This is a genomic window from Cytobacillus sp. T106, assembly GCF_040492155.1.
GTDB classification, from domain to species: Bacteria; Bacillota; Bacilli; order Bacillales; family Cytobacillaceae; genus Bacillus_AB; species Bacillus_AB infantis.
Window position 1 is genome coordinate 1 of record NZ_JBEUMK010000002.1, and the last position, 20,199, is coordinate 20,199.

The window sequence follows — 20,199 nt, forward strand, 5'->3', positions numbered from 1 at the left end:
ACAGGTCCCTTGGCTCTTTTTGAGAGTGGGCCAAGGGGTCTGTCCCCCTGGCGCACTTAAAAATAAAGGGAATTTCAGACAGCAACGAGAATAAATCAGGTTAAGCCTTATAAAGGGGGAATACATATGTATCAATATTTCAATGGATTGGTAATTCGGGAAGGTACTGAGGGTGTTCCAGCTGATGGAGTTGAAGCTCTCTTTGAAGATGCCGGATGGGCAAGGAATACGCCATCCTGGCAGAAAGAGAAGTTTACTTTGATATTCCAAAACTCAACCTGGGCATTTACAGTTTGGGATCAGAACAGAATAATTGCAATGGTACGAGTGATTTCTGACCAGATCATGGTTGCAAATATAATGGATTTGGCTGTTCTATCAGAATATCGCGGAAGGGGCATAGGAAAAAAACTTGTTGAACTATGTGTACAGAAGCTTCCTCATGGAGATTGGTTTGCACATACTTCAGCAAACAATTTCAAATTCTATGAGACCTGCGGTTTTGAAGTGAAAGACTTATCCCAGAATGGCACCTGTGGTTATTATGGATATATACAGGCGCGTAAAGAGGGGCATAGGTAAGAACCGAGGGGCCTGTTCAAACCCGCCCTAAGAGTGCATATATCTCCGAACAGCTGCGAAATCCCAAGTGGCTTTTCTTAAACAACAATAGGGCTGGTTACCTTTAGAAAATCAATGAAAGGTAGAGAAATATGGATATACAAATTCGAAATGCCAATCAAAGTGATTATGAGTCATTGCTGCCTTTATTTAGACAGGTTCATGAATTCCATGTTGATGTAAGACCCGATTTGTACAAAGAAAATTTGGCTCCAGTCGAAAGGGGTTTTTTTCAAAGCCAATTAATCGATGGAAAACACCATATTTTTGTGGCTGTGATATCTAATAAAATTGTCGGTGTTACAGTGGCAAAGGAAGAAGAAGTAAAGGAAAATACTTTTGTTAAGGCGAGGAAGATATTGTATATAAAGAGTTTATGTGTTGCTGAAGCACAAAGAAAGAAAGGTATCGGAAAAAAACTTACTGAATACATTTTCGATCTTGGGAGAAGCCTCCAAGTTGATAGTATTGAACTGGGAGTATCTGAGGAAAATGCATCTGCCATTGAATTTTACAGGTCTATTGGGATGACAACGAAGAGCAGAAAAATGGAGTTTATATTGTAATAGCTGCTGGGTAAGAACCAAGGGGCCTGTCCCCACGGTATCTGCGGACTCAAACAAACTGAAGGGGAAGAGTTTTAATGGAAATTATACCTTTACTTATTGGGGTAGTTTTTTATTTTATCCCTAGCATCATAGCCAAGAGAAAAAATAAGTCTAACAGAGTAGTAATATACTTCATAAATATATTCTTAGGGTGGAGTTTGATAGGTTGGTTTGCAGCTTTATTTTTAGCCGTCAGGAAGGATCAGCGGAATGTATTGGGAAGATAGGACGAAGAGCCAAGGGGTCTGACCCCCCGGCCTTTTTAACCAACCATGCCTACAATCAATAAAATATAAATAATAAGCAATATGAATGGAGCAAGGGCAAAGAACCAGACCGTAGATGCTTTCCAATTCTTCATTTTTTCAGAAACCCAATCAATGAACCATATACTAAGAATAGCGATCAGAGGACCGCGGAATAGCATGATTAAAATAATGCCTGCTATAATAATCACAATTTTGTACTTTTCCCAGTTATTAAGTATTCTCTGTCCTATCTGATACTTGTTCCAAAGAAATTGCTTAAGGGAAACTAGGACTATGTAAATTAAAACAAGGATGATATAGGCAGCCGGCAGCAGGAGGCTAAATGTTATAGCCCCTTTTTCATCTGCGTCTGTGGACATAACAGTCAAAAATAGGACCAAAAAGATGGTAAGTGGCAAAGAAATGAAAAACAGTATGCCTGTTGCTGAGATTATTCTCCCAATCAGCGATTTAATATTAGATTCCTCCCCGCTCTCAATCTATCTTTTATTTTAATCAATTGGAGTCTCGTAATCACCAATTTTTTACAGAAAAAGAGCTAAGGGGCCAGACCCCCTGGCTCTTTTTGAGACTGGGCCAAGGGGTCTGACCCCCCGGCCCCACATCTTCAAAACTTCATCTGATACCTCTTAAGCTCCCAGTCGTGCACTGTGTTCCGGTATTCCTTCCACTCAGCTCTTTTTAGAGAAATGAACTTCCTGAAAATGTGATCGCCGAGAATTTTTCTTGCGAGAGGGCTGTCTGCCAATAAATCGAGTGCTGTTTCCAGATTGTCCGGTAAGTGGCTGATCCGGAGTAATTCTCTTTTGGATTCGGGCATGCTGTATATGTCTTCATTAATGGGATCGGCAGGCCTTTGCTTTAATCGGATTCCTTCCAGCCCTGCTTCTGCAATCACCGAAAAAGCCAGGTAAGGGTTTGCACATGGATCGGGATGGCGTGCTTCCACTCTGGTTGCGGCTCCCCGTGATGAGGGAATTCTGATCAGGGTCGACCGGTTGCATGTGGACCAGGCCATATAGCAAGGCGCTTCAAACCCCGGGACAAGCCTCTTATAGGAATTGACTGTCGGATTGGTGATGGCTGTAAGAGTCGCAATGTTTTTCATCAGGCCGTTTATGAAATAATAAGTATCTTCCGAGAGTCCGTTTGGATCATTTTCGTTAAAAAATACATTCTGCCCGTCTTTAAACAGTGAAATATTCACATGCATGCCGGAACCGTTCAATCCCTGGACTGGCTTCGGCATGAAGGAGGCGTGCAAGTTGAAGTTTTTGGCGATATTTTTCACGATCCATTTATATGTGGTGGCATTGTCGGCTGATGCCAGGGCATCCATGAACTTAAAGTTAATTTCATGCTGGCCCATTGCGACCTCATGGTGGGAGGCCTCAATCTTGAATCCCATGGCCTTTAAGGTCCGGTAGATTTCCAGGCGGACTTTTTCACCCAGGTCATGGGCCGGTTCGAAATATCCTCCGCTATCCTGAGGAACTGTCGTAGGATTGCCACTCTCATCCATCCCAAATAAAAAGAATTCCAGTTCCGGACCGATGCTGATTGAATAATCATAGCTTGCCGCTTTCTCGACCGTCCTCTTCAGTACATTGCGGGGGTCACCCTCGAATGGGGTGCCATCAGGATTGGCCACGCTGCACAAAAGCCTGGCTTCACTATATCCTTCTTCTATCGACCATGGAATGACGGAAAAAGTGTTTATGTCCGGCTTAAGGTATAAGTCTGATTGGTTGATAGGGCTGAAACCTTGTATGGAGGAGCCATCGAACATGATTTTCCCCTCTAAGGCATCGTCCAGCTGATCAAAGGTAATGGTCACATGCTTAAGGACTCCTTCTAAATCAACAAATTGAAGATGAAGAAGTTCTATATGATATTTTTTCTGGGCTTCTTTTATTTTAATATAATTTTTGTTTTGCTCTGATACCTGAGTCATCGGCACGATCCCCTTTTACTAAAATTAAAAAAGCTGCGGAGAGTATTCTCCGCAGCTTAGGCACAGGTAAACAAACGTGTGCTTGTATGGCAACGATCACTCTCTTAAACAACGCTTACGGAGTTAGCTGTCGGATTAGGAAGGTAAGAGTCTCCCTGCCATTCATGGCTTCACCCCAAGACTGCAGCATGCAGTCAAAAGTTGGTTCCCCCGCTCAATAAGATTCAGCGTTTCAGTGCTATATAATTGTAATCAGGCTGGATGGATATCGCTCCTCTCTCCTGCAACGCTTACGAAGTTAGCTGACGGGTTCGGAAGGCAGAAGTCCCCCGGCCTTTCGGCTTCACCCCATAATTATTCTGGAATAATCAGTTGGGTCCTCCGTTCTGTATGGATTCAGCGGATCAGGTCAGAATTAGGATTTATGATAATCTCCACTCGCATAAAGGAAAAACCCGGAAAATAAGAAATTAGGATTGAATTTCTTTAGAAAAATCCACTTTTCTCGAAAATGCTCTCTTTTTTAAAGAAATACAACTTTTTTACTCAAGGCATTTTTCCAGGTTTCTATCGAGCACAAACACTTCCATGCGTTCTCCCATTTTGGTGCTGATGTCACTGTGGCTTGAAAGGACTTTGCATTTGGTATGTTTTTCGACTATCTCCTCAATGTTCGTGCTGTACATTTCTCTTAGAACCTGCCGCATCTTTTTGACAAGCTGCCTGCCGGTTTCATGTTCAACCAGGTGCTTTTCTTCCACAGTCAGGACACCTTTGAATCTGGCAATGACCATATCCTCCACAATATATGTCCTGGTCTCCTGCGGCCCGCGGCCGATCAGCTCCCTTTGCAGCTTGATGAATGCTTCACTTAATTCAGCCTCTAATCGTCGTTTAGAAGATTGCAATTCCAGTTCCTCCCTGAGATTTTCAAAGTTATAGCGAATTTCAAGGTTTATGTTAGTGAGAGGCACTGCTAAAGTCAATAAAAATATGAATTTCAAAAAACATCGAAAAACAGCTAATTAGTCAGCATTTAAGAGAAAAACTAAAGAAAAATCCTCAATATCAAAAAAAACAGCCAAATATGGCATTTTTTTAAGATTTACATTTTCCTTGAGCAGGAGTACGATTGCTTTCGTAAACAGCAATCAAACAACTCAATATTCGGCCTAGTCTCGGAAACGAGAACGGAGGAACCAATCAACTGGGGTTAATTCTGCTATTGCAGAAGGGATGAGATTCAAACTCTTTCGCCATCCTACCCGTCAGCTAACTTCGTCGGCTAAAGCGAAGGAGGTCATAGAGACCGCCTTTTCAGGGGGCCCATTTTTGTTGTGTCAAACAACGGACAGGGCAGCTTGAGTGATAAGAAGGTCTTTTTATTATGCCTATCTTGAAAAAGTGAACATGGAAGACAGAACACATAGAGGGCTGATGCCAGCCGGCTGGGTGTTAAGTAGACCAATGGGTGCTTTTTCTCCAAATGAACAAGAGATTTTTCTATGCAGTTTTTTGCATCTGGACAAAGATGCGGATGATCTGTGCTCTTGGATTCATATTGGGGGAGAAGTAATCATTGGTCTCTTTTTGTATTCAGAATATGGTTTTTATTTCCAGTATTTCAGCTGAGAACAAACGCTTTCACAACTTTTCAGGCATGATAATGCTTTTTGATGATCTCTGAGCAACGAGTAAATCAGGGCTTTAAAAAAGAAGGGAGGTAACTGTGTTGACACTGCCTCAAACAGAGGATGCCATACTTGTCTGCATTCCAAATGAAGAAGTGCTCCTGCGGGTACAAAGCCATTTGAGCGATTCGCATTCATGCTGCCTTGTTTCATCTGATCCTCAAGTGATCAGAGCTTTAAAAAGCAGGGGCCATCAGCGTGTGGTGGAGTTCGGCCTCAAAGATGAGTACTTGATTCTCCAGGGACGGTTCAGGAAGGTGATTGTCTTTGAAAGTGAGATTGCAGAAACATGCACCCTGCTGAAGGTCATCAGGAACAGCACTTGTGCACCTATCATTGTCGATGCCACGGTTCATGGCTATCCAATGCGCCTTTATTGCGCATATGGAGCAAAATATGTGGTGTATTCCAAAAGCAGCAATATTTCATGTCTATTAAGTTAGAAATCAGGAGGTTATCAAAATGTCGGACATTATCATGGTCAGCCTTTTCATCATCCTGCCGGCTTTAATGCTCGGACTTGCCAGTTGGTCCGCTGAAGCCGTAGAGCAAGGAAGTGAAAATAAATAATGGTTCTGCTGCTTGGCATTACGGCGTTTACTACATTGTACTTATTCTATGTATTACTTAATCCGGAGAAATTTTAACTACTTGGGGGTAAAAAAAGGTGATTACGACGATTCTTTCAATCATTGTCACTATGGCGGCGGTGATTCTGATAGCAAAGCCTGCCGGCATCTATCTGGCAAAGGCTTTTGATTATAGCCAAACAGGGCTGGATAAAGTGTTCGGCCCGATCGAAAACATTCTCTTTAAAATCAGCGGTATCAAAAAGATAAACCAAACATGGAAGCAGTATGCCATGACGCTTGTTTTAGCCAATGGATTTATGATTCTCCTAGTCTATATGGTTTTCCGGCTGCAGGGCATCCTGCCTTTGAATCCGAGCGGGAATCCTGGCATGGATCCAACCTTGGCCTTTAACACAGCCATCAGCTTTATGACCAACACCAATCTGCAGCATTACAGCGGTGAGTCGGGCCTTTCCTATCTCGGGCAGATGATTGGAATTCTGTTTATGATGTTTGCGGCGCCGGGAACGGCTTTGGCAGCTGCCATCGCATTTGTCAGGGCGCTGTCTGGAAAAGAAATTGGAAACTTCCTTGTTGATTTATTCAGAGCCATTACGCGTGTTTTGATGCCAATCGCCATTGTGTCAGGATTAATTCTGGTCGCATTGGGGGTTCCGCAGACATTGGAGCCTACTGTAACAGTCAATACGATCGAGGGGACTGCCCAGGAGATCGCGCGCGGACCTGTCGGGACATTTTTATCCATCAAAGAACTTGGCAATAATGGCGGCGGTTTTTTTGGAGTCAATTCAGCTCATCCGTTTGAAAATCCGAATGCTATCAGCAACATCATTCAAATATTGCTGATGTTCCTATTGCCGACTGCTTTGCCGTTTGCATATGGAAAAATGCTCGGAAATGCCAAACAGGGACGTGTCTTGTTTGTATCAATGCTGATGGTCTTCACTGTATTCCTTGGCACTGCCCTGTTCTATGAATATCAAGGCAATCCTGCATTGAATGCACTGGGAATTAATACAGATCAAGGCAGCATGGAAGGGAAGGAAGTCCGGTTCGGCACAGGCCAATCCATCTTCTATGCGCTTGTCACAACAGCCTCTGAAACAGGTGCCGTCAACACGATGCATGATACGCTGACACCTATAAGCGGAATGCTGGCCCTTTCCAACATGCTCTTAAATACAGTATTCGGCGGGGTTGGAGCAGGATTCATCAATGTAATCATGTATGCCATGATTGCCGTATTCCTCTCAGGGCTGATGGTGGGCCGTACACCTGAATTCCTGGGCAAGAAAATAGAAGGGCGGGAAATGAAGCTCATCGCCTTAACAATGCTTATGCATCCTCTTTTGATACTGGGTGCATCTGCAATTGCCTTGTATACGCCGCTTGGTGCCGGAGCCATCTCAAACAGCGGCTTCCATGGAATCTCACAGGTTGTGTATGAATATACCTCTTCCGCTGCCAATAACGGATCCGGTTTTGAAGGGCTTGGGGATGCAACACCATTTTGGAATATTTCAACAGGCATCGTCATGTATGCAGGAAGATTCTTTGGGCTTGTCACCATGCTGGCTGTCGCTGGTTCACTATCATCGAAGAAGGTTGTTCCCGAGACAATCGGGACTTTCCGCACAGATACCCCTCTTTTCGGAGTGATTCTGGCCGGTACTTTCTTTATTGTAGGTGCACTGACATTCTTCCCGGCACTTGTATTGGGGCCAGTCGCAGAATATCTGACATTGTAGGTGGGAGTGAATAATCATGGCTAATCATGTGTTAAAAGAAGCAAATCAAGCTGCAGGGCTGCATGGCAAAGAGGACAAAAAATCTTTTCAGCCCCATGTTCCCCAGCAGCCTAACCATAAAGACAATAAGGATGAAAATAAAATGATGGATAAAGCGATGGTGGTTCAGGCGCTTAAGGATTCTTTTACGAAGCTTGACCCGAGAAAAATGGGGAAGAATCCGATTATGTTCGTGGTGGAGATCGGTTTCATCATTACACTGATCTTATGCTTTGCGCCTGATGCCTTTGGCAGAAGCGAGGTTGAACCGTGGTTCAATATCACCGTGGCCCTGATCCTGCTGTTTACTGTGTTATTTGCGAATTTTGCTGAAGCACTGGCAGAAGGACGCGGAAAAGCGCAGGCTGATTCTTTGAAAAAATCGAAACAGGAAATTACAGCAAACCTTTTGCAAGCCAATGGAAAAACAGTAAAAACGGCTTCAACATCTCTCAAGAAAGGCGACATAGTCGTGGTTTCACAGGGTGAAATGATTCCCGGCGACGGTGAGGTCATCGAAGGCCTGGCGTCTGTGGATGAATCAGCCATCACGGGTGAATCGGCTCCTGTCATCAAGGAAGCTGGCGGTGATTTCAATTCTGTTACGGGCGGAACAAGGGTGGTCAGTGACCAGATTATAGTGAAAATCACCAGCAATCCTGGCGAGTCTTTCTTAGATCGGATGATTTCATTAGTAGAAGGAGCAGAACGCCAGAAAACGCCTAACGAAATTGCTTTGAACACTGTGCTCACAAGCTTGACGTTAATTTTCATGATCGTGGTTGTCACTCTTCCATTTTTCACGAATTACCTTGGGTTCTCGCTTGCAATACCTGTACTGATTTCACTGCTTGTCTGCCTGATCCCGACGACGATCGGGGGACTGCTGTCGGCAATCGGCATTGCGGGGATGGACCGTGTTACCCAGTTCAATGTTCTTGCCATGTCAGGGAAAGCAGTAGAAGCTGCAGGGGACATCAATACGATTATTCTGGATAAGACAGGTACGATTACATTTGGGAACCGGATGGCGAGCAATTTCATCCCAGTGGGAGATGCTTCTTTAGAAGAGCTCCACTACTGGACAGGGATCAGCTCCCTGCATGATGAAACACCTGAAGGGCGCTCCACCATAGAATTGCTGAAGGAAAAAGGCAGCAGGCTCGATGGTTCGGTGGCTGCAGGAGGCCAGGTCATTGAGTTCAGGGCAGAGACCAGAATGAGCGGGATCGATCTGAAGGATGGCCGCCAGGTGAGGAAAGGGGCAGTCGATTCAGTCAAAAGCTGGATAAGGGCCCAGGGAGGAAAGATTCCGGCTGATCTGGATGAAGAAGCAAAGGAAATTGCCCGTGAAGGCGGTACACCTTTGGCCGTTGCGATGGAAGGAAAAATCTTGGGCCTGATTTATCTGAAGGACACAGTGAAGCCTGGAATGAAAGAACGCTTTGACCAGCTACGGAAAATGGGCATTAAAACAATCATGGCAACTGGCGATAATCCTCTGACCGCTGCCACCATAGCAAAGGAAGCGGGTGTGGATGAGTTCATCGCTGAGTGTAAACCGGAAGATAAGATTGAAGTGATCAAGTATGAGCAATCCCAAGGGAAGCTAGTGGCCATGACAGGCGACGGCACCAATGATGCACCTGCTCTGGCCCAGGCAGATGTGGGCCTTGCGATGAACAGCGGTACAACAGCTGCCAAAGAAGCCGCCAATATGGTGGATCTCGATTCCAATCCAACCAAGATCATTGAAGTGGTTTCCATAGGAAAGCAATTGCTTATGACCCGCGGAGCACTGACGACGTTCAGTATCGCCAATGATATCGCGAAATATTTTGCCATCATCCCGGCCATGTTCATGCTGGCCATCCCGGAGATGTCAGCTTTGAACATCATGGGTCTGTCAACGCCATTGTCCGCCATCCTTTCGGCCTTGATCTTCAATGCAGTCATCATTCCATTGCTGATCCCGCTTGCCATGAAAGGGGTCGCATACAAACCGATGAGCTCCAACAGCTTATTGAAACAAAATTTAACCATATATGGACTGGGCGGTGTCCTTGTATCGTTCATCGGAATCAAGCTAATAGATATGCTCGTCTCAATTTTTATCTAACCTATAAATGAAAGAAGGAAGTTACTGATGGAAAAAAAACAAAAGCTTATTGGTCCAATCATCAGGTCCAGCTTTACCATCATGATCCTCGCCGGCTTGATATACCCTATTGCGACAACTGGAATGGCACAGGCCATCATGCCGGATCAAGCAGAAGGAAGCTTGATTTATAACGAACAGAATGAAGTGGTTGGATCTGAATTGATTGGACAAAATTTTACAAATCCGAAATACTTCCATGGAAGGGTTTCAGCTATTGAATATAACGGGGCAGGATCCGGTTCCAATAACTATGCCCCTTCCAATGGAGATCTGCTCCAGCGGGTTGAAGAGTCAATAGATTCCTGGAAAACAGCTAATCCTGATACGCCAATCAGTGAGGTGCCGGTCGATCTAGTTACTGACTCAGGTTCAGGGCTGGATCCCCATATCTCAGTAGAGGGAGCGCTGGCCCAGGTTAACAGAATCATAGATGAAACGGGGCTATCGGAAGACCAATTAACAAAGCTGATCCAAGAAAACACCCAAGGCAAAGAGCTGGGCATGTTTGGTGAAGAACGTGTTAATGTTCTGATGCTTAATCTTGGCTTGGATAAATTATTGCAGTAGTGAAAAAGCTCCCTAATCATATTGGTTAGGGTGCCTTTTGCGTATGCGGATCTTGAATCGAGGTGACGGGAATGAAACAAAATCATCCTTATTTTAGAAGAAGAACACCTGAAGAGATTCTTCATGAAATCACTGAATCCAGCCGCGGAAAACTTAAATTATATGTAGGGGCAGCCCCTGGAGTCGGCAAATCTTATAAAATGCTGCAAGATGCTTCAGATTGGAAGAAAGAGGGCAAAGATGTGGTCATTGGCTTCATAGAGACCCATGGCCGTATAGAGACGGAGGAGCAAATCAAAGACCTTGAACAGGTTCCTATAAAAATTATTCCCTATAAGGGGAAGAAGTTTTATGAACTGAATGTAGAGGCCATCATAGAACGGAAACCAGATCTTGTCATTGTCGATGAGCTGGCTCATGCTAACATCCCCGGATCTGAAAATCCAAAAAGGTATATGGATGTTTCCCTTATCCTCGATGCCGGGATTGATGTTTTTTCTGCCGTGAATATTCAGCATCTCGAGAGCGTCAATGATATCGTCCAGCAAATTACAGGGGTTAAGGTAAGAGAGCGGGTCCCGGACACCTTTGTGCAAAAGGCCTATGAAATTCAGCTGATTGATATCCCGCCGGAAACATTGCGGAAGAGACTCTCGGACGGAAAGATTTATGCACCAGAGAAAATCGAACAAAGCCTGTCCCATTTCTTTACGATTAATAATCTATCAGCCCTGCGTGAATTGTCTCTAAGGGAGATTGCCAACGATGTTGATGAAAGGATCGAGCAGATCAGCGGCAGCCTCGAAAACGGCCCTATCGGTGTGAACGAGAAAATACTTGTCTGCGTCCAATACGGCCCCACTGCCGAAAAATTAATAAGGCGGGGCTGGCGGATGGCCCATAGGATGAAAGCTGAACTATACATCCTGAATGTAACCGCAGAAAAACGCAGTGATAGCAGTCCGGATAATGAGCAGAAAATAAAAGAATGGCAAATGCTCGCAGAACAGTTTAACGCGACAATAATATTAGAAGAGAAACGCAGCAGAAAACCTGCAGCTGTCATCATTGAAGTAGCAAAAAAACTGAATGTCACCCAAATACTCTTAGGCCAGTCAGCCAGGACCCGATGGGAGGAAATCAAAAAAGGATCCATCGTCAACATGATCATGAGAGAAACATCCAACATAGACATCCATATCGTGGCGGATGGGAGATAGGGGCCGGGGGTGGGCTGGGCTGCCGGGTGGGCCCACTGCCTCCTTGGGCCAAGGGGACAGGTCCCTTGGCTCACTTTTAAGGCTGGGCCACTGGACCTGTCCCCCCGGCCTCTTGGGTCACCTACCAAGTCTGAAACTTTCATTTTATTAAAACGTATATAATAAGATATTTATTTATGGGAGGTGCTTTTTATGGTGTTTCGTTCAAAAATAGATGCTTTTTTTACTAGTTTAATTCTGGCTGCGGTGCTCGTGATTGCTTTTGGCTCATTCTTCCCATTATTCATTGAAGGCGGCACCCAATTGCCAGCGGTTCTGATACTTGCTTCAACTTTCCTGTTAGTGACGGGTTTTATTTTATGGACTGCTTTTTCGGTTAAATATATTTTCTATAAAGATTACTTATTTATAAAAGGCGGGCCGTTTAGAAGCAGGATTTCTTACGAAAATATAATAAAGGTATCTCCTGCAAATGATATTTTTACTGGATACAGAATACTGTCATCGAGGGATGCCCTTGAAATTTTCAACAAAACAACAGCCTTCGGAAGTATAAAAATTTCTCCAAAAGAGAAAAGGGAGTTTATTGCTGAGTTAAAAAAGCGATGTCCCGGCATCACCATACAAGATTGAAGGAGCCAGGGGGACAGGTCCCTTGGCTCACTTTTTGAAGTAGGGCCAGGGGACCTGACCCCTTGGCACTTTCCCCATACCCTAACGTTAGGAAGGTGCATAGTGAATTATTATAGAGTGACAAAATATGATCCTCAAAAAAGGGATGCATACGGCAATTATCTCGATGACAGCGAATGGACTAGTTTTTCAGAGGTAGGCACCAAGGTCGGTGAAGAGGAATACTTGCGTACTGAAACAAACTATATTCAAGCCATCACTGCTTTTATGGATGAGGCGGGAGTGGACAGACTTTATGTTAATGCTCTTGAGATGTGGACGGAAGCGGCAGCGGTCCAGGAGAAACTGCTTTTCCTCTCAGATATCTGGATAGGGAAAGCCGTCCGGAAAGAAGAAATCACGGAAATGGCGAGGTTAACCTTGAGGGAAGCTGTCTGGTGTAAATTAAGCTTCAGAAAAGAGTTTTTTGTTCATTTTGGTTATGACTATTATATGTTTATTGGTACGAATAAGGATTGCCCCCAAGCCCGGAGGAATGTCCTGGAGGCGGGGCTGTTTGTTGAGGAGTTTCGATCTCCGTATTTAGCTTGAAGAGTAATTTTATAAAAAGGTGCCTGGTCCCTCTTTGAAGTATGAGGGGCCAGGCGCCTTTTTTGTAAACAAAAGTTGATATTGAATTTATATTAGAAATTTATAATGGGGAGCAAATAATAAAAAGGAGGCTATGTAATGAAAAGATGGCTGACCCCTATTACAGACTGGGTATCAACAAAACGGGGGATGTGGATCACAATCATAGTCTGGCTGGTACTGATGATAGCTTTAAGTGCCGGGCCAAAGCTTGGCGACTATAAAGTGAGTAATTTCCAATCACTCCCTGATGAGGCGGCATCGATAATTGCTGAGAATAAGATAGAGGAGTTATTTCCAAATGAGCAGGGAACCCCTGGAATCCTTGTTTTTCATAATAAATCCGGTGATATTCAATTAGATGAAGTCAATGAGATTGTGAAAGGAATTCTTGCAGAAGATATTAAAGGGATTGATCGAATCGTTGATATCAGCAAGCTTCCTCCCCAGGCAATGGAAGGGTTCATTTCCGTAGATGAATCAACGGTAATTGTCCCGATGGAATTGGAAAAAGGTCTTGGAAGCAAGGATTATTCAGAAATTAACGATAGAGCATCAAAAATCGGCAATGAAATTGCGGATACATTAGAAAGCACAAAATTCTATATTACAGGGCCAGCGGGAATTGCAGGAGATACAACGAAGCTGTTTGAACAGGCAGATGTCGTGTTGCTGCTAGCAACGATTGTGATTGTATTGGTGCTGCTGATTGTCATTTATCGTTCGCCGCTGCTGGCGTTCATCCCGCTGCTGGCTACGATCATCGTCTACCAGGTGGTAAATCAGAGTGTTGCACTGATGGGGGCTGCCGGGCTGGAAATCAATAACTCGACGACTTCCATTATGAGCATCCTGCTCTTCGCGGCTGTTATTGATTATTCTTTATTTGTGTTTTCCCGTTATCGTGAAGGGCTTAATGAAGTGGAGAGTAAATATACGGCGATGAAAAATGCCATGCGCGCTACGGGTGAGCCAGTCTTTTTCGCGGGCGGTACAGTGATGGCCGCCATGCTGGTCTTATTTTTCGCTAATTTCCGTGATTATCAGAACTTTGCCCCGGTATTCGGGCTGGCCATGTTCTTTATTATGCTTGCTTCCATTACGCTTGTACCTGCGTTATTTACCCTATTTGGACGTAAGGCGTTTTGGCCGAAGGTGCCGAAATATGGGGATAAAAAGGGTCTGAAACACACGTTTTGGAAATCGATTGCAAGGCTGGTGGTCAGAAAACCATGGATTAGCGGCGGTTTGACAGGGATTTTCCTGGTTGTGACAGCAATCAATGTGATGAACATTGAGTTTGAATTCGATACAGTGAAGAAGTTCCCTGAAGATTTGCCGTCCCGAGTCGGATATGAAATTGTGGAGTCCCAGTTTGATAAGGGAGAGCTTGCTCCTTCTACTTTGCTCATTGAAAGCAGTGAGTCCCTGTCGAAGGAAAAGACGGACGAAATCAAAGCAGAATTGGAAAGTCTGGACGGCATCGCATCAGTCCGGAAGGATGGACAAACTGAGGATGGCAATGCTTTAAAGTTGAGTGTGGCTTTATCGATGAATCCCTATTCAAGAGAGGCAATTGATTTTATGGAGAATCTCCAGGAGTCATCACCAGAAATGCTCCGGAATCTTTCTATTGACGGGGAAGCGTATTATGGAGGAGTTACGGCAAAGCTGGTTGATGAGAGAAATGTAAAAAATAAAGATATTGTGATGATCATGATCCTTGAAACGGTCTTAATTCTGGGTCTCCTAATAGCCCTTACCCGTTCTATTAAAATGCCTATTTATATGGTGGGGACTATCCTGCTGTCATATGTTTCTGCATTGGGTCTTGGAAGCTTCCTGGTAGATGTTCTGTTCGGTTTCGATGCGATAAGCACCCGCGTGCCTGTTTATGCCTTTATCTTCCTGGTGGCATTGGGAGTGGATTATAATATCATTCTTGTTTCCCGTTTTATGGAGGAAAGAAAGGCCCATGGTGTAAAAAAGGCCCTGGAAATTGCCATGACCAATACGGGCGGAGTGATTTCATCTGCTGGTATTATCCTGGCTGCCACCTTTGCGGCCCTGACAACGATGCCGATTGCTGATTTATTCGTATTTGGCTTCATGGTCGCAGTCGGTATCCTGATGGATACTTTCCTGGTTCGGGGAGTGCTGCTGCCAGCTTTGATATTAGCATTTGAGAAAGATCATCAAACCTCTCATAATAATCAATAGCACAATGGCGAAGGCAGTCCGCCGTATTCGCCAATAGGAGGTCCGTTCATGAAAATCATGGTTGTAGATGATGATGTCTATATTCAAAAGCTTGTTTCCATCCATTTGAGCCGGAAAGGGTACCAGGTAGTCAAAGCGAATGATGGAGAAGAAGCTTTGAAGATATTAGAAGGGATGAACGTTGATTTAGCGGTGGTCGATGTGATGATGCCGGGAATGGACGGGTTCGAACTGACGAAGATTTTGTCAGAGGATTATGATATACCTGTGATTCTTTTGACGGCAAAGGGACAGCTGGATGATAAGGAGCGGGGCTTCTTGTCCGGATCGGAAGATTATATTGTTAAGCCCTTCGAGGTGAAGGAGCTGTTGTATCGTGTAGCTGTTGTCCTGCGGAGGATGGAGCGGGCAATGGAAACAGTGATCAAGGCGGGGAATATGGTGCTGGATCGCAAGAACTTTGAGGTGATGATCAATCAGGAGACGATTCTTTTTCCGCTGAAAGAATTTGAATTGCTGAGCATTCTTGCTTCCCGCATTCCAAAGATTGCCCCGCGGGCCTTATTGATTGAGCAGGTATGGGGAATTGATTATGAAGGAAGCGAACAAACACTGAATACCCATATCAATCGGATCCGGGATCGCCTCAGGAAACATGGGGCGACGGTTGAGATTCAAACCGTGAGAGGGATTGGCTATAAGCTGGAGGCTATCGGATGAGGACGCTGTACCGGAAGTTTGTCGCTGCTGCCCTCTCGATCCTGGCTATCAGTATTATCACCGGTTTCTTCCTGGCAAACTGGGTATACACGGCCACGACCAAGCAGAAGATCGACAGCCAGAATGTCGAGATTGCAGAGGAGATCGTCTCGAGCATCGAAGGAATGCCAGGCCACCAAACTGCCCTGATATCCTATTTGGAATCGGTAGGGAAGCTGGGATATCAAGTGCTCGTGTTGAATGAGGAAGGGGAAAAACAGTTTTTTGGAGAGGCGTTTTCGAAGACAGATCTTCCAGGGGAAGCCCGGAAAGTATTGGATAAAAAAGAGATTTATCACGGGATGAGTGACGATTCCAGCCAATCCTTTATGATGGGCCACTTTTCTAATGATGTAGGGAATACGGTCGGGGTGCCGTTTACTTCTGATGGCCAGCAGTTCGCATTGTTTATCCGCCCAAATAACAAACTGCTTTTCTCTGATATCCATATGATTCTTGCCTGGTTCATTCTGGCTGTTTCGGTCGTCAGCATCATCGGAATGATTTGGTTTGCCAAGCATCTGATCCAGCCGATTACACAGCTGACAGAGGCGGTCAAAGAGTTGACCCGTGAAAACTTCCATTATGACCTGACGATCAATCGCCGGGATGAAATTGGCCAGCTTGCACAAAGCTTCACCACCATGCAGAGGCAATTACAGCATAATGATGAAGCCCGAAAATCCTTCATCAGCAATGTATCCCATGATTTCCAGTCACCGCTTATGAATATTCAGGGATATGCCGAACTTTTGAAGTTAGATGTGAATGAGACTGAACGGGTACAGTATTTGGAGATCATCAATGATGAATCAAAGCGGCTTTCTCATTTGACCAAACAATTATTGATTATGACCTCTTTGGATCAAAACGCGTACCCTATGAAGGTATCAGAGGTGCGGGCAGATAAGCAGATTAAACAGGCAATCCGCAGGTATCAATGGCTGATAGAGGAAAAAGAAATAGAAGTCTCGTATAATCTCGAACATTGTGTATTCAAATATGATGCCGAGCTGATGACGAATGTATGGGATAATCTCATGACCAATGCCATCAAGTACAGCAGTCCGGGAGACAGCATGTGGATTGGTTTGGAGAAAAGAGAAACAGACCTTGTGATTACATTTAAAGACACGGGGGCAGGGATGTCGGAGAAAGAGATGGATCAGATCTTTGACCGTTTTTATCGTGTTGATTCAGCGAGGAAGAAAGGAGGGACCGGCCTCGGTCTCTCGATCGTCAAGCAGATCATCGACCTGCATGATGGGAAAATCAGTGTTGCGAGCAAGCCTGGTGAGGGGACGGTTTTCACAATCACCCTTCCAGTTATATAAAAAAGCATAGTGGGGGAGAGGAAAATGGAACAAATCTGGAGTCTGCGGTTAATTCGATTTGCCGCCATCTTTGGCGTCATTGGCACTTATTTGGGGTCTCATATGGCAGGTCAGATGGATTATGCCCTCAGGCCGGTCCATGCGCACATTCTGCTGGTCGGCTGGCTTTCCGTATTCGCATGGGGAATATTCTATAAAGCTTATAAGATTAAATATAAAAAGCTGGTAGCCATCCATAGTATGCTGGGAATGGCGGGAGCATTGGGATTGACCGCAGGCATGTGGATGTACAACTTAAATCCCTTTCAGCTGAATGAAACATTTGTCATGGTCTTTTTCATCGTGGGCGGCACACTGCTCCTGCTGGCATTTTTATTATTTGTCGTTATTACCTTTATGGTGGAGAACCACGGGGACAGACCCCATGGCTCTTTTTGAAGCTTGGCCACGGGACTGTCCCCGTGGCCTTTGTTTTAATCGTAAATAACAGCTTTTCCTTGTTCACGCAGCTTTTTTAAAGAGGCTAGCATATGATTTATTTCTTCGTCGGAATGTCTTTCCCATGTGCTTAGTTCTGCTGTTATTTTCAAAGGGGATTTAGACCTGTAAGAGCGAGTCGGATTGCCGGGAAATCTTTTGTCAGTTAAGTTTGGATCATTTTCAAACTCACCTAATGGTTCTACAATATAAATTCTTTCTTTTGAAGAGGATGCTGCTAATTCAGCGCCCCATTTGGCAGCATCCAATGTTGCAGTAAAGTATATATAATTTGATTTTTTATCCTGGTAATTTGATATGTGCTGCGGTTCTAATAAATCTCCAATTTTTAAGGCTGCTTTCGTGCCATGAAAAAAAGGTCCGTGATCTAAGACAGCTTTTTTGTCACTCATACGGATACACCTCTTATTTTAGATTTGTGATAACAGTATATTACTTGAACACCAAAATAAGAAGAGCCAGGGGGACAGGTCCCTTGGCTCTTTTTGAGGATGGGCCAAGGGACCTGTCCCCTTGGCTCCACCGCGGCCTTTCCTTTATGCTATAGTATTCTGGTATTCTAAAGGAACGGAGTGATCGTATGAATTCGACAGCAAAAGAAATTATCTTGATTATTATCGGATCCCTGTTCTTTGCACTTGGGGTGAATCTGTTCGCAATCCCAAATGAGCTGGGCGAGGGCGGCGTGACGGGGATCTCCATGACCCTCTTTTATGTATTGGACTGGTCCCTGGGCTACACGAACTTTGTGATGAACGGGATTCTGCTTGCCATCGGCTATAAAGTGCTTAATAAGCGGGTGACGTGGTACACCTTGCTTGCCATCTTCTTTACATCTGTATTCCTGCACTTCACAGAAGATATGGGGCGCTCGCTGGATATCATGCTGGGTACGGTATTCGCTGGTGTATTCATTGGCATCGGCCTTGGAATCGTGCTCCGATCCGGCGGTACGACGGGCGGGTCGACCATTGTTGCCCGCATGCTCAACCAGCGATTCGGCTGGGCCGTGAGCACGACCATGTTCGTGTTCGACATTCTCGTTGTTCTCGGATCGGCCTTTGTCATTGGGATTGAAAATACCATGTACACCGGGATCTCCATCTACATCAGCACCAAAATTCTTGATTATCTAATCGACGGCTTTGACACCCGGAAAGCCGTCACCATCATCTCCCCCTATACTGAGAGCATTGCTGAAAGAGTCAGCGCCGAAATGGACCGGGGAGCCACCATCATTAATGCACGGGGCCACTACTCCAAAGAATCCAAGGACATACTCTACGTGGTCATAAACAAGCAGGAGCTCTTCCTTCTCAAGAAGATGATCCAGCAGATCGATGAAAAAGCCTTCGTCGTGGTGCATGATGTGCGGGATGTGTTCGGTGAAGGATTTACATTTCCTAAAACATGAGCCAAGGGGACAGGTCCCTTGGCTCTTTTTTCATTTGAGCCGCGGGACCTGTCCCTGTGGCCCTGTTGTTTCCGTGAGGATGAATTTAAGGTCAATCAGATTGAACTGAATTTAGGTCCATATTATTCGGCATACAATGAGGTGCTAATCCGGCATACTAAACCATCTGGCGACTTATCGGTTATGTATCAAGCGATAAACATATACTCAGAAATGCTGAACGTGACAATGCAGTAGTAAAGTATTTTATAAACATAAAGATCTATCAACAAAAGAATTGCTAATAAGGCTGGTTGAACTTTTCCCAACCGCAGGCTACGGAGATTTACAATCTATAGAGTTAATAAAAAACCAGGGGGACAGGTCCCTTGGCCCTTTGTGAAGCTGGGCCACGGGACCTGTCCCCCTGGCTCATTCAACAATGCTTTTTTCAATGATAAGATACGTACTATCTGCTATCTGCTGATAAGTAGTGTCATTCGGATGGAAGACATCGCTGGACAGGTCGCGTTTGGCATCAATGACGAGATTGAAGGTATCGACGACTTGAATGCCGTATTTCAAGCCTAGTGTGCGGGCTGATTCATTCCATTTTTGTATGATAGAATCGAATGATTCTCCGTCCGGTGATTGCTTGAATGGATTATACAGCCCCGTATAGAGGGTGACGGCATCGGGATTGATTTCGCGAATGTTTTTAAAGACTTTTTCCAGGTTGGGGATTTCGGTTTCCAGGATGCCGAGCGCGGTCTCTTCTGAATAATTGCTGAAGATTTCCCCGCTGTTAAACAGGTTGTTTCCCCCGATTGTAATAGTAATGATTTTGGCCTCTTTAAGCGTTCTCTGGACTTCCTTTTGTTCCAGCTGCTCCAGCAGGTCCTCGATTCTGGCGCCTCTTATGCCAAGGTTCTGATAGCGTTCAACGAGGTTATTCTCTTTGAGCTGATTCCCGGTCAGCGAGACAAAGCCTTCACCTTTTGATGAGCCAACACCTCTTGTTAATGAATCTCCGAGTGCAATATAAGTGTCGCCCGGGGTAGCAGGCGCTTCTTCTGATTTTGCCAATATCTGCGCCTGGGGAGGATTGGTAATATCCATATAGGCGCTGACAAGGCCGTAGCCAAACAGAACTGTCAAGCCAAGGGATAGTGTGATAAACAGCGGCCATTTCCATTTTTTCATCGTTTGACCTCTCCTTCTATCGTGATTGTATCAATCTTTTCCTTTATTGAGTATTCAA

The 20,199-nt window shown here is 44.8% G+C and carries 21 protein-coding genes, 1 pseudogene and 3 riboswitches; of the genes and pseudogenes, 18 read left to right on the forward strand and 4 right to left on the reverse strand.

What is annotated here, in order from left to right; genetic code table 11:
- Positions 1–126 precede the first annotated feature (126 nt).
- The 3 genes from ABU165_RS04315 (at position 127) to ABU165_RS04325 (ending at position 1,456) form a co-directional block, all read left to right on the forward strand.
- The gene (locus ABU165_RS04315) at positions 127–582 is read left to right on the forward strand and encodes a GNAT family N-acetyltransferase (protein WP_009794624.1); all 456 of its coding nucleotides are present in this window, start codon (positions 127–129) and stop codon (positions 580–582) included.
- 131 nt (positions 583–713) lie between these two features.
- A complete protein-coding gene (locus ABU165_RS04320) occupies positions 714–1,187 on the forward strand; it encodes a GNAT family N-acetyltransferase (RefSeq protein ID WP_009794623.1) in 474 nt (157 codons plus the stop codon).
- Between the two features lie 77 nt (positions 1,188–1,264).
- Positions 1,265–1,456, forward strand: coding sequence for a superinfection immunity protein (locus tag ABU165_RS04325; protein WP_009794622.1), 192 nt, complete (start codon positions 1,265–1,267; stop codon positions 1,454–1,456).
- 649 nt (positions 1,457–2,105) lie between these two features.
- Here ABU165_RS04325 and glnA read toward each other — a convergent pair.
- Both glnA and ABU165_RS04335 read right to left on the reverse strand, forming a co-directional pair.
- The gene (gene glnA / locus ABU165_RS04330; RefSeq protein ID WP_148950002.1) at positions 2,106–3,452 is read right to left on the reverse strand and encodes a type I glutamate--ammonia ligase; all 1,347 of its coding nucleotides are present in this window, start codon (positions 3,450–3,452) and stop codon (positions 2,106–2,108) included.
- A gap of 96 nt (positions 3,453–3,548) precedes the next feature.
- A riboswitch (cyclic di-AMP (ydaO/yuaA leader) is annotated at positions 3,549–3,692 on the reverse strand.
- Positions 3,693–3,724: 32 nt separating this feature from the next.
- Positions 3,725–3,864: riboswitch (cyclic di-AMP (ydaO/yuaA leader) on the reverse strand.
- A 130-nt stretch (positions 3,865–3,994) separates the two neighbouring features.
- A complete protein-coding gene (locus tag ABU165_RS04335; protein ID WP_374703153.1) occupies positions 3,995–4,399 on the reverse strand; it encodes a Na-translocating system protein MpsC family protein in 405 nt (134 codons plus the stop codon).
- A gap of 212 nt (positions 4,400–4,611) precedes the next feature.
- Positions 4,612–4,754, forward strand: a riboswitch (cyclic di-AMP (ydaO/yuaA leader).
- A gap of 430 nt (positions 4,755–5,184) precedes the next feature.
- Here ABU165_RS04335 and ABU165_RS04340 point away from each other — a divergent pair.
- The 13 genes from ABU165_RS04340 to ABU165_RS04395 all read left to right on the forward strand — a co-directional run bounded on the left by ABU165_RS04340 (position 5,185) and on the right by ABU165_RS04395 (position 17,485).
- A complete protein-coding gene (locus tag ABU165_RS04340) occupies positions 5,185–5,586 on the forward strand; it encodes a hypothetical protein (protein ID WP_318059637.1) in 402 nt (133 codons plus the stop codon).
- Positions 5,587–5,605: 19 nt separating this feature from the next.
- Complete coding sequence (locus ABU165_RS25160) at positions 5,606–5,713, forward strand: hypothetical protein (protein ID WP_009794614.1); 108 nt, start codon at positions 5,606–5,608, stop codon at positions 5,711–5,713.
- The gene (locus tag ABU165_RS04345) at positions 5,713–5,790 is read left to right on the forward strand and encodes a potassium-transporting ATPase subunit F (protein ID WP_083783119.1); all 78 of its coding nucleotides are present in this window, start codon (positions 5,713–5,715) and stop codon (positions 5,788–5,790) included. Before ABU165_RS25160 ends, ABU165_RS04345 begins: the two co-directional genes overlap by 1 nt.
- A gap of 32 nt (positions 5,791–5,822) precedes the next feature.
- Positions 5,823–7,484, forward strand: coding sequence for a potassium-transporting ATPase subunit KdpA (gene kdpA, locus ABU165_RS04350; RefSeq protein ID WP_396349961.1), 1,662 nt, complete (start codon positions 5,823–5,825; stop codon positions 7,482–7,484).
- 142 nt (positions 7,485–7,626) lie between these two features.
- Positions 7,627–9,642: a potassium-transporting ATPase subunit KdpB gene (gene kdpB / locus ABU165_RS04355; RefSeq protein ID WP_318059975.1), complete on the forward strand. Its 2,016-nt coding sequence runs from the start codon at positions 7,627–7,629 to the stop codon at positions 9,640–9,642.
- Between the two features lie 27 nt (positions 9,643–9,669).
- Complete coding sequence (gene kdpC / locus ABU165_RS04360) at positions 9,670–10,251, forward strand: potassium-transporting ATPase subunit KdpC (RefSeq protein WP_148949998.1); 582 nt, start codon at positions 9,670–9,672, stop codon at positions 10,249–10,251.
- 71 nt (positions 10,252–10,322) lie between these two features.
- On the forward strand, positions 10,323–11,471 hold the full coding sequence (gene kdpDN / locus ABU165_RS04365; protein ID WP_148949997.1) for a KdpD-like non-kinase potassium sensor: 1,149 nt from the start codon (positions 10,323–10,325) through the stop codon (positions 11,469–11,471).
- A gap of 252 nt (positions 11,472–11,723) precedes the next feature.
- A complete protein-coding gene (locus ABU165_RS04370; RefSeq protein ID WP_353762562.1) occupies positions 11,724–12,104 on the forward strand; it encodes a PH domain-containing protein in 381 nt (126 codons plus the stop codon).
- A gap of 102 nt (positions 12,105–12,206) precedes the next feature.
- A complete protein-coding gene (locus ABU165_RS04375; RefSeq protein WP_022544601.1) occupies positions 12,207–12,695 on the forward strand; it encodes a hypothetical protein in 489 nt (162 codons plus the stop codon).
- Positions 12,696–12,833: 138 nt separating this feature from the next.
- Positions 12,834–14,954: an MMPL family transporter gene (locus ABU165_RS04380; protein ID WP_318059639.1), complete on the forward strand. Its 2,121-nt coding sequence runs from the start codon at positions 12,834–12,836 to the stop codon at positions 14,952–14,954.
- 48 nt (positions 14,955–15,002) lie between these two features.
- The gene (locus ABU165_RS04385; protein ID WP_009794606.1) at positions 15,003–15,674 is read left to right on the forward strand and encodes a response regulator transcription factor; all 672 of its coding nucleotides are present in this window, start codon (positions 15,003–15,005) and stop codon (positions 15,672–15,674) included.
- Complete coding sequence (locus ABU165_RS04390) at positions 15,671–17,047, forward strand: sensor histidine kinase (protein WP_009794605.1); 1,377 nt, start codon at positions 15,671–15,673, stop codon at positions 17,045–17,047. Before ABU165_RS04385 ends, ABU165_RS04390 begins: the two co-directional genes overlap by 4 nt.
- Before the next feature lie 24 nt (positions 17,048–17,071).
- On the forward strand, positions 17,072–17,485 hold the full coding sequence (locus ABU165_RS04395) for a hypothetical protein (RefSeq protein ID WP_022544600.1): 414 nt from the start codon (positions 17,072–17,074) through the stop codon (positions 17,483–17,485).
- A gap of 35 nt (positions 17,486–17,520) precedes the next feature.
- Here ABU165_RS04395 and arr read toward each other — a convergent pair whose 3' ends face one another.
- Positions 17,521–17,937, reverse strand: a complete 417-nt coding sequence (gene arr, locus ABU165_RS04400; RefSeq protein WP_009794603.1) for an NAD(+)--rifampin ADP-ribosyltransferase — start codon at positions 17,935–17,937, stop codon at positions 17,521–17,523.
- 188 nt (positions 17,938–18,125) lie between these two features.
- Between arr and ABU165_RS04405 the strand changes: the two genes are divergently transcribed.
- Together ABU165_RS04405 and ABU165_RS04410 are read left to right on the forward strand one after the other, a co-directional pair.
- Positions 18,126–18,959, forward strand: a complete 834-nt coding sequence (locus ABU165_RS04405; RefSeq protein ID WP_129613112.1) for a YitT family protein — start codon at positions 18,126–18,128, stop codon at positions 18,957–18,959.
- Positions 18,960–19,028: 69 nt separating this feature from the next.
- Positions 19,029–19,341 (forward strand): annotated as a pseudogene (locus ABU165_RS04410) (hypothetical protein); the annotation flags it as partial.
- Positions 19,342–19,370: 29 nt separating this feature from the next.
- On the opposite strand, the gene ABU165_RS04415 reads toward ABU165_RS04410, so the two are convergent.
- Positions 19,371–20,141 (reverse strand): SGNH/GDSL hydrolase family protein, encoded by a 771-nt coding sequence (locus ABU165_RS04415; RefSeq protein WP_009794601.1) that lies wholly within the window; start codon positions 20,139–20,141, stop codon positions 19,371–19,373.
- Between the last annotated feature and the right edge of the window lie 58 nt (positions 20,142–20,199).

Coding starts and splice junctions, on each gene's coding strand:
- kdpB (WP_318059975.1), top strand. CDS start 7,627: ATGATGGATAAAGCGATGGTGGTTCAGGCGCTTAAGGATTCTTTTACG.
- arr (WP_009794603.1), bottom strand. CDS start 17,937: ATGAGTGACAAAAAAGCTGTCTTAGATCACGGACCTTTTTTTCATGGC.
- glnA (WP_148950002.1), bottom strand. CDS start 3,452: ATGACTCAGGTATCAGAGCAAAACAAAAATTATATTAAAATAAAAGAA.
- ABU165_RS04380 (WP_318059639.1), top strand. CDS start 12,834: ATGAAAAGATGGCTGACCCCTATTACAGACTGGGTATCAACAAAACGG.
- ABU165_RS04405 (WP_129613112.1), top strand. CDS start 18,126: ATGAATTCGACAGCAAAAGAAATTATCTTGATTATTATCGGATCCCTG.
- ABU165_RS04320 (WP_009794623.1), top strand. CDS start 714: ATGGATATACAAATTCGAAATGCCAATCAAAGTGATTATGAGTCATTG.
- ABU165_RS04315 (WP_009794624.1), top strand. CDS start 127: ATGTATCAATATTTCAATGGATTGGTAATTCGGGAAGGTACTGAGGGT.
- kdpC (WP_148949998.1), top strand. CDS start 9,670: ATGGAAAAAAAACAAAAGCTTATTGGTCCAATCATCAGGTCCAGCTTT.
- ABU165_RS04395 (WP_022544600.1), top strand. CDS start 17,072: ATGGAACAAATCTGGAGTCTGCGGTTAATTCGATTTGCCGCCATCTTT.
- kdpDN (WP_148949997.1), top strand. CDS start 10,323: ATGAAACAAAATCATCCTTATTTTAGAAGAAGAACACCTGAAGAGATT.
- ABU165_RS25160 (WP_009794614.1), top strand. CDS start 5,606: ATGTCGGACATTATCATGGTCAGCCTTTTCATCATCCTGCCGGCTTTA.
- ABU165_RS04325 (WP_009794622.1), top strand. CDS start 1,265: ATGGAAATTATACCTTTACTTATTGGGGTAGTTTTTTATTTTATCCCT.
- ABU165_RS04345 (WP_083783119.1), top strand. CDS start 5,713: ATGGTTCTGCTGCTTGGCATTACGGCGTTTACTACATTGTACTTATTC.
- ABU165_RS04385 (WP_009794606.1), top strand. CDS start 15,003: ATGAAAATCATGGTTGTAGATGATGATGTCTATATTCAAAAGCTTGTT.
- ABU165_RS04390 (WP_009794605.1), top strand. CDS start 15,671: ATGAGGACGCTGTACCGGAAGTTTGTCGCTGCTGCCCTCTCGATCCTG.
- ABU165_RS04415 (WP_009794601.1), bottom strand. CDS start 20,141: ATGAAAAAATGGAAATGGCCGCTGTTTATCACACTATCCCTTGGCTTG.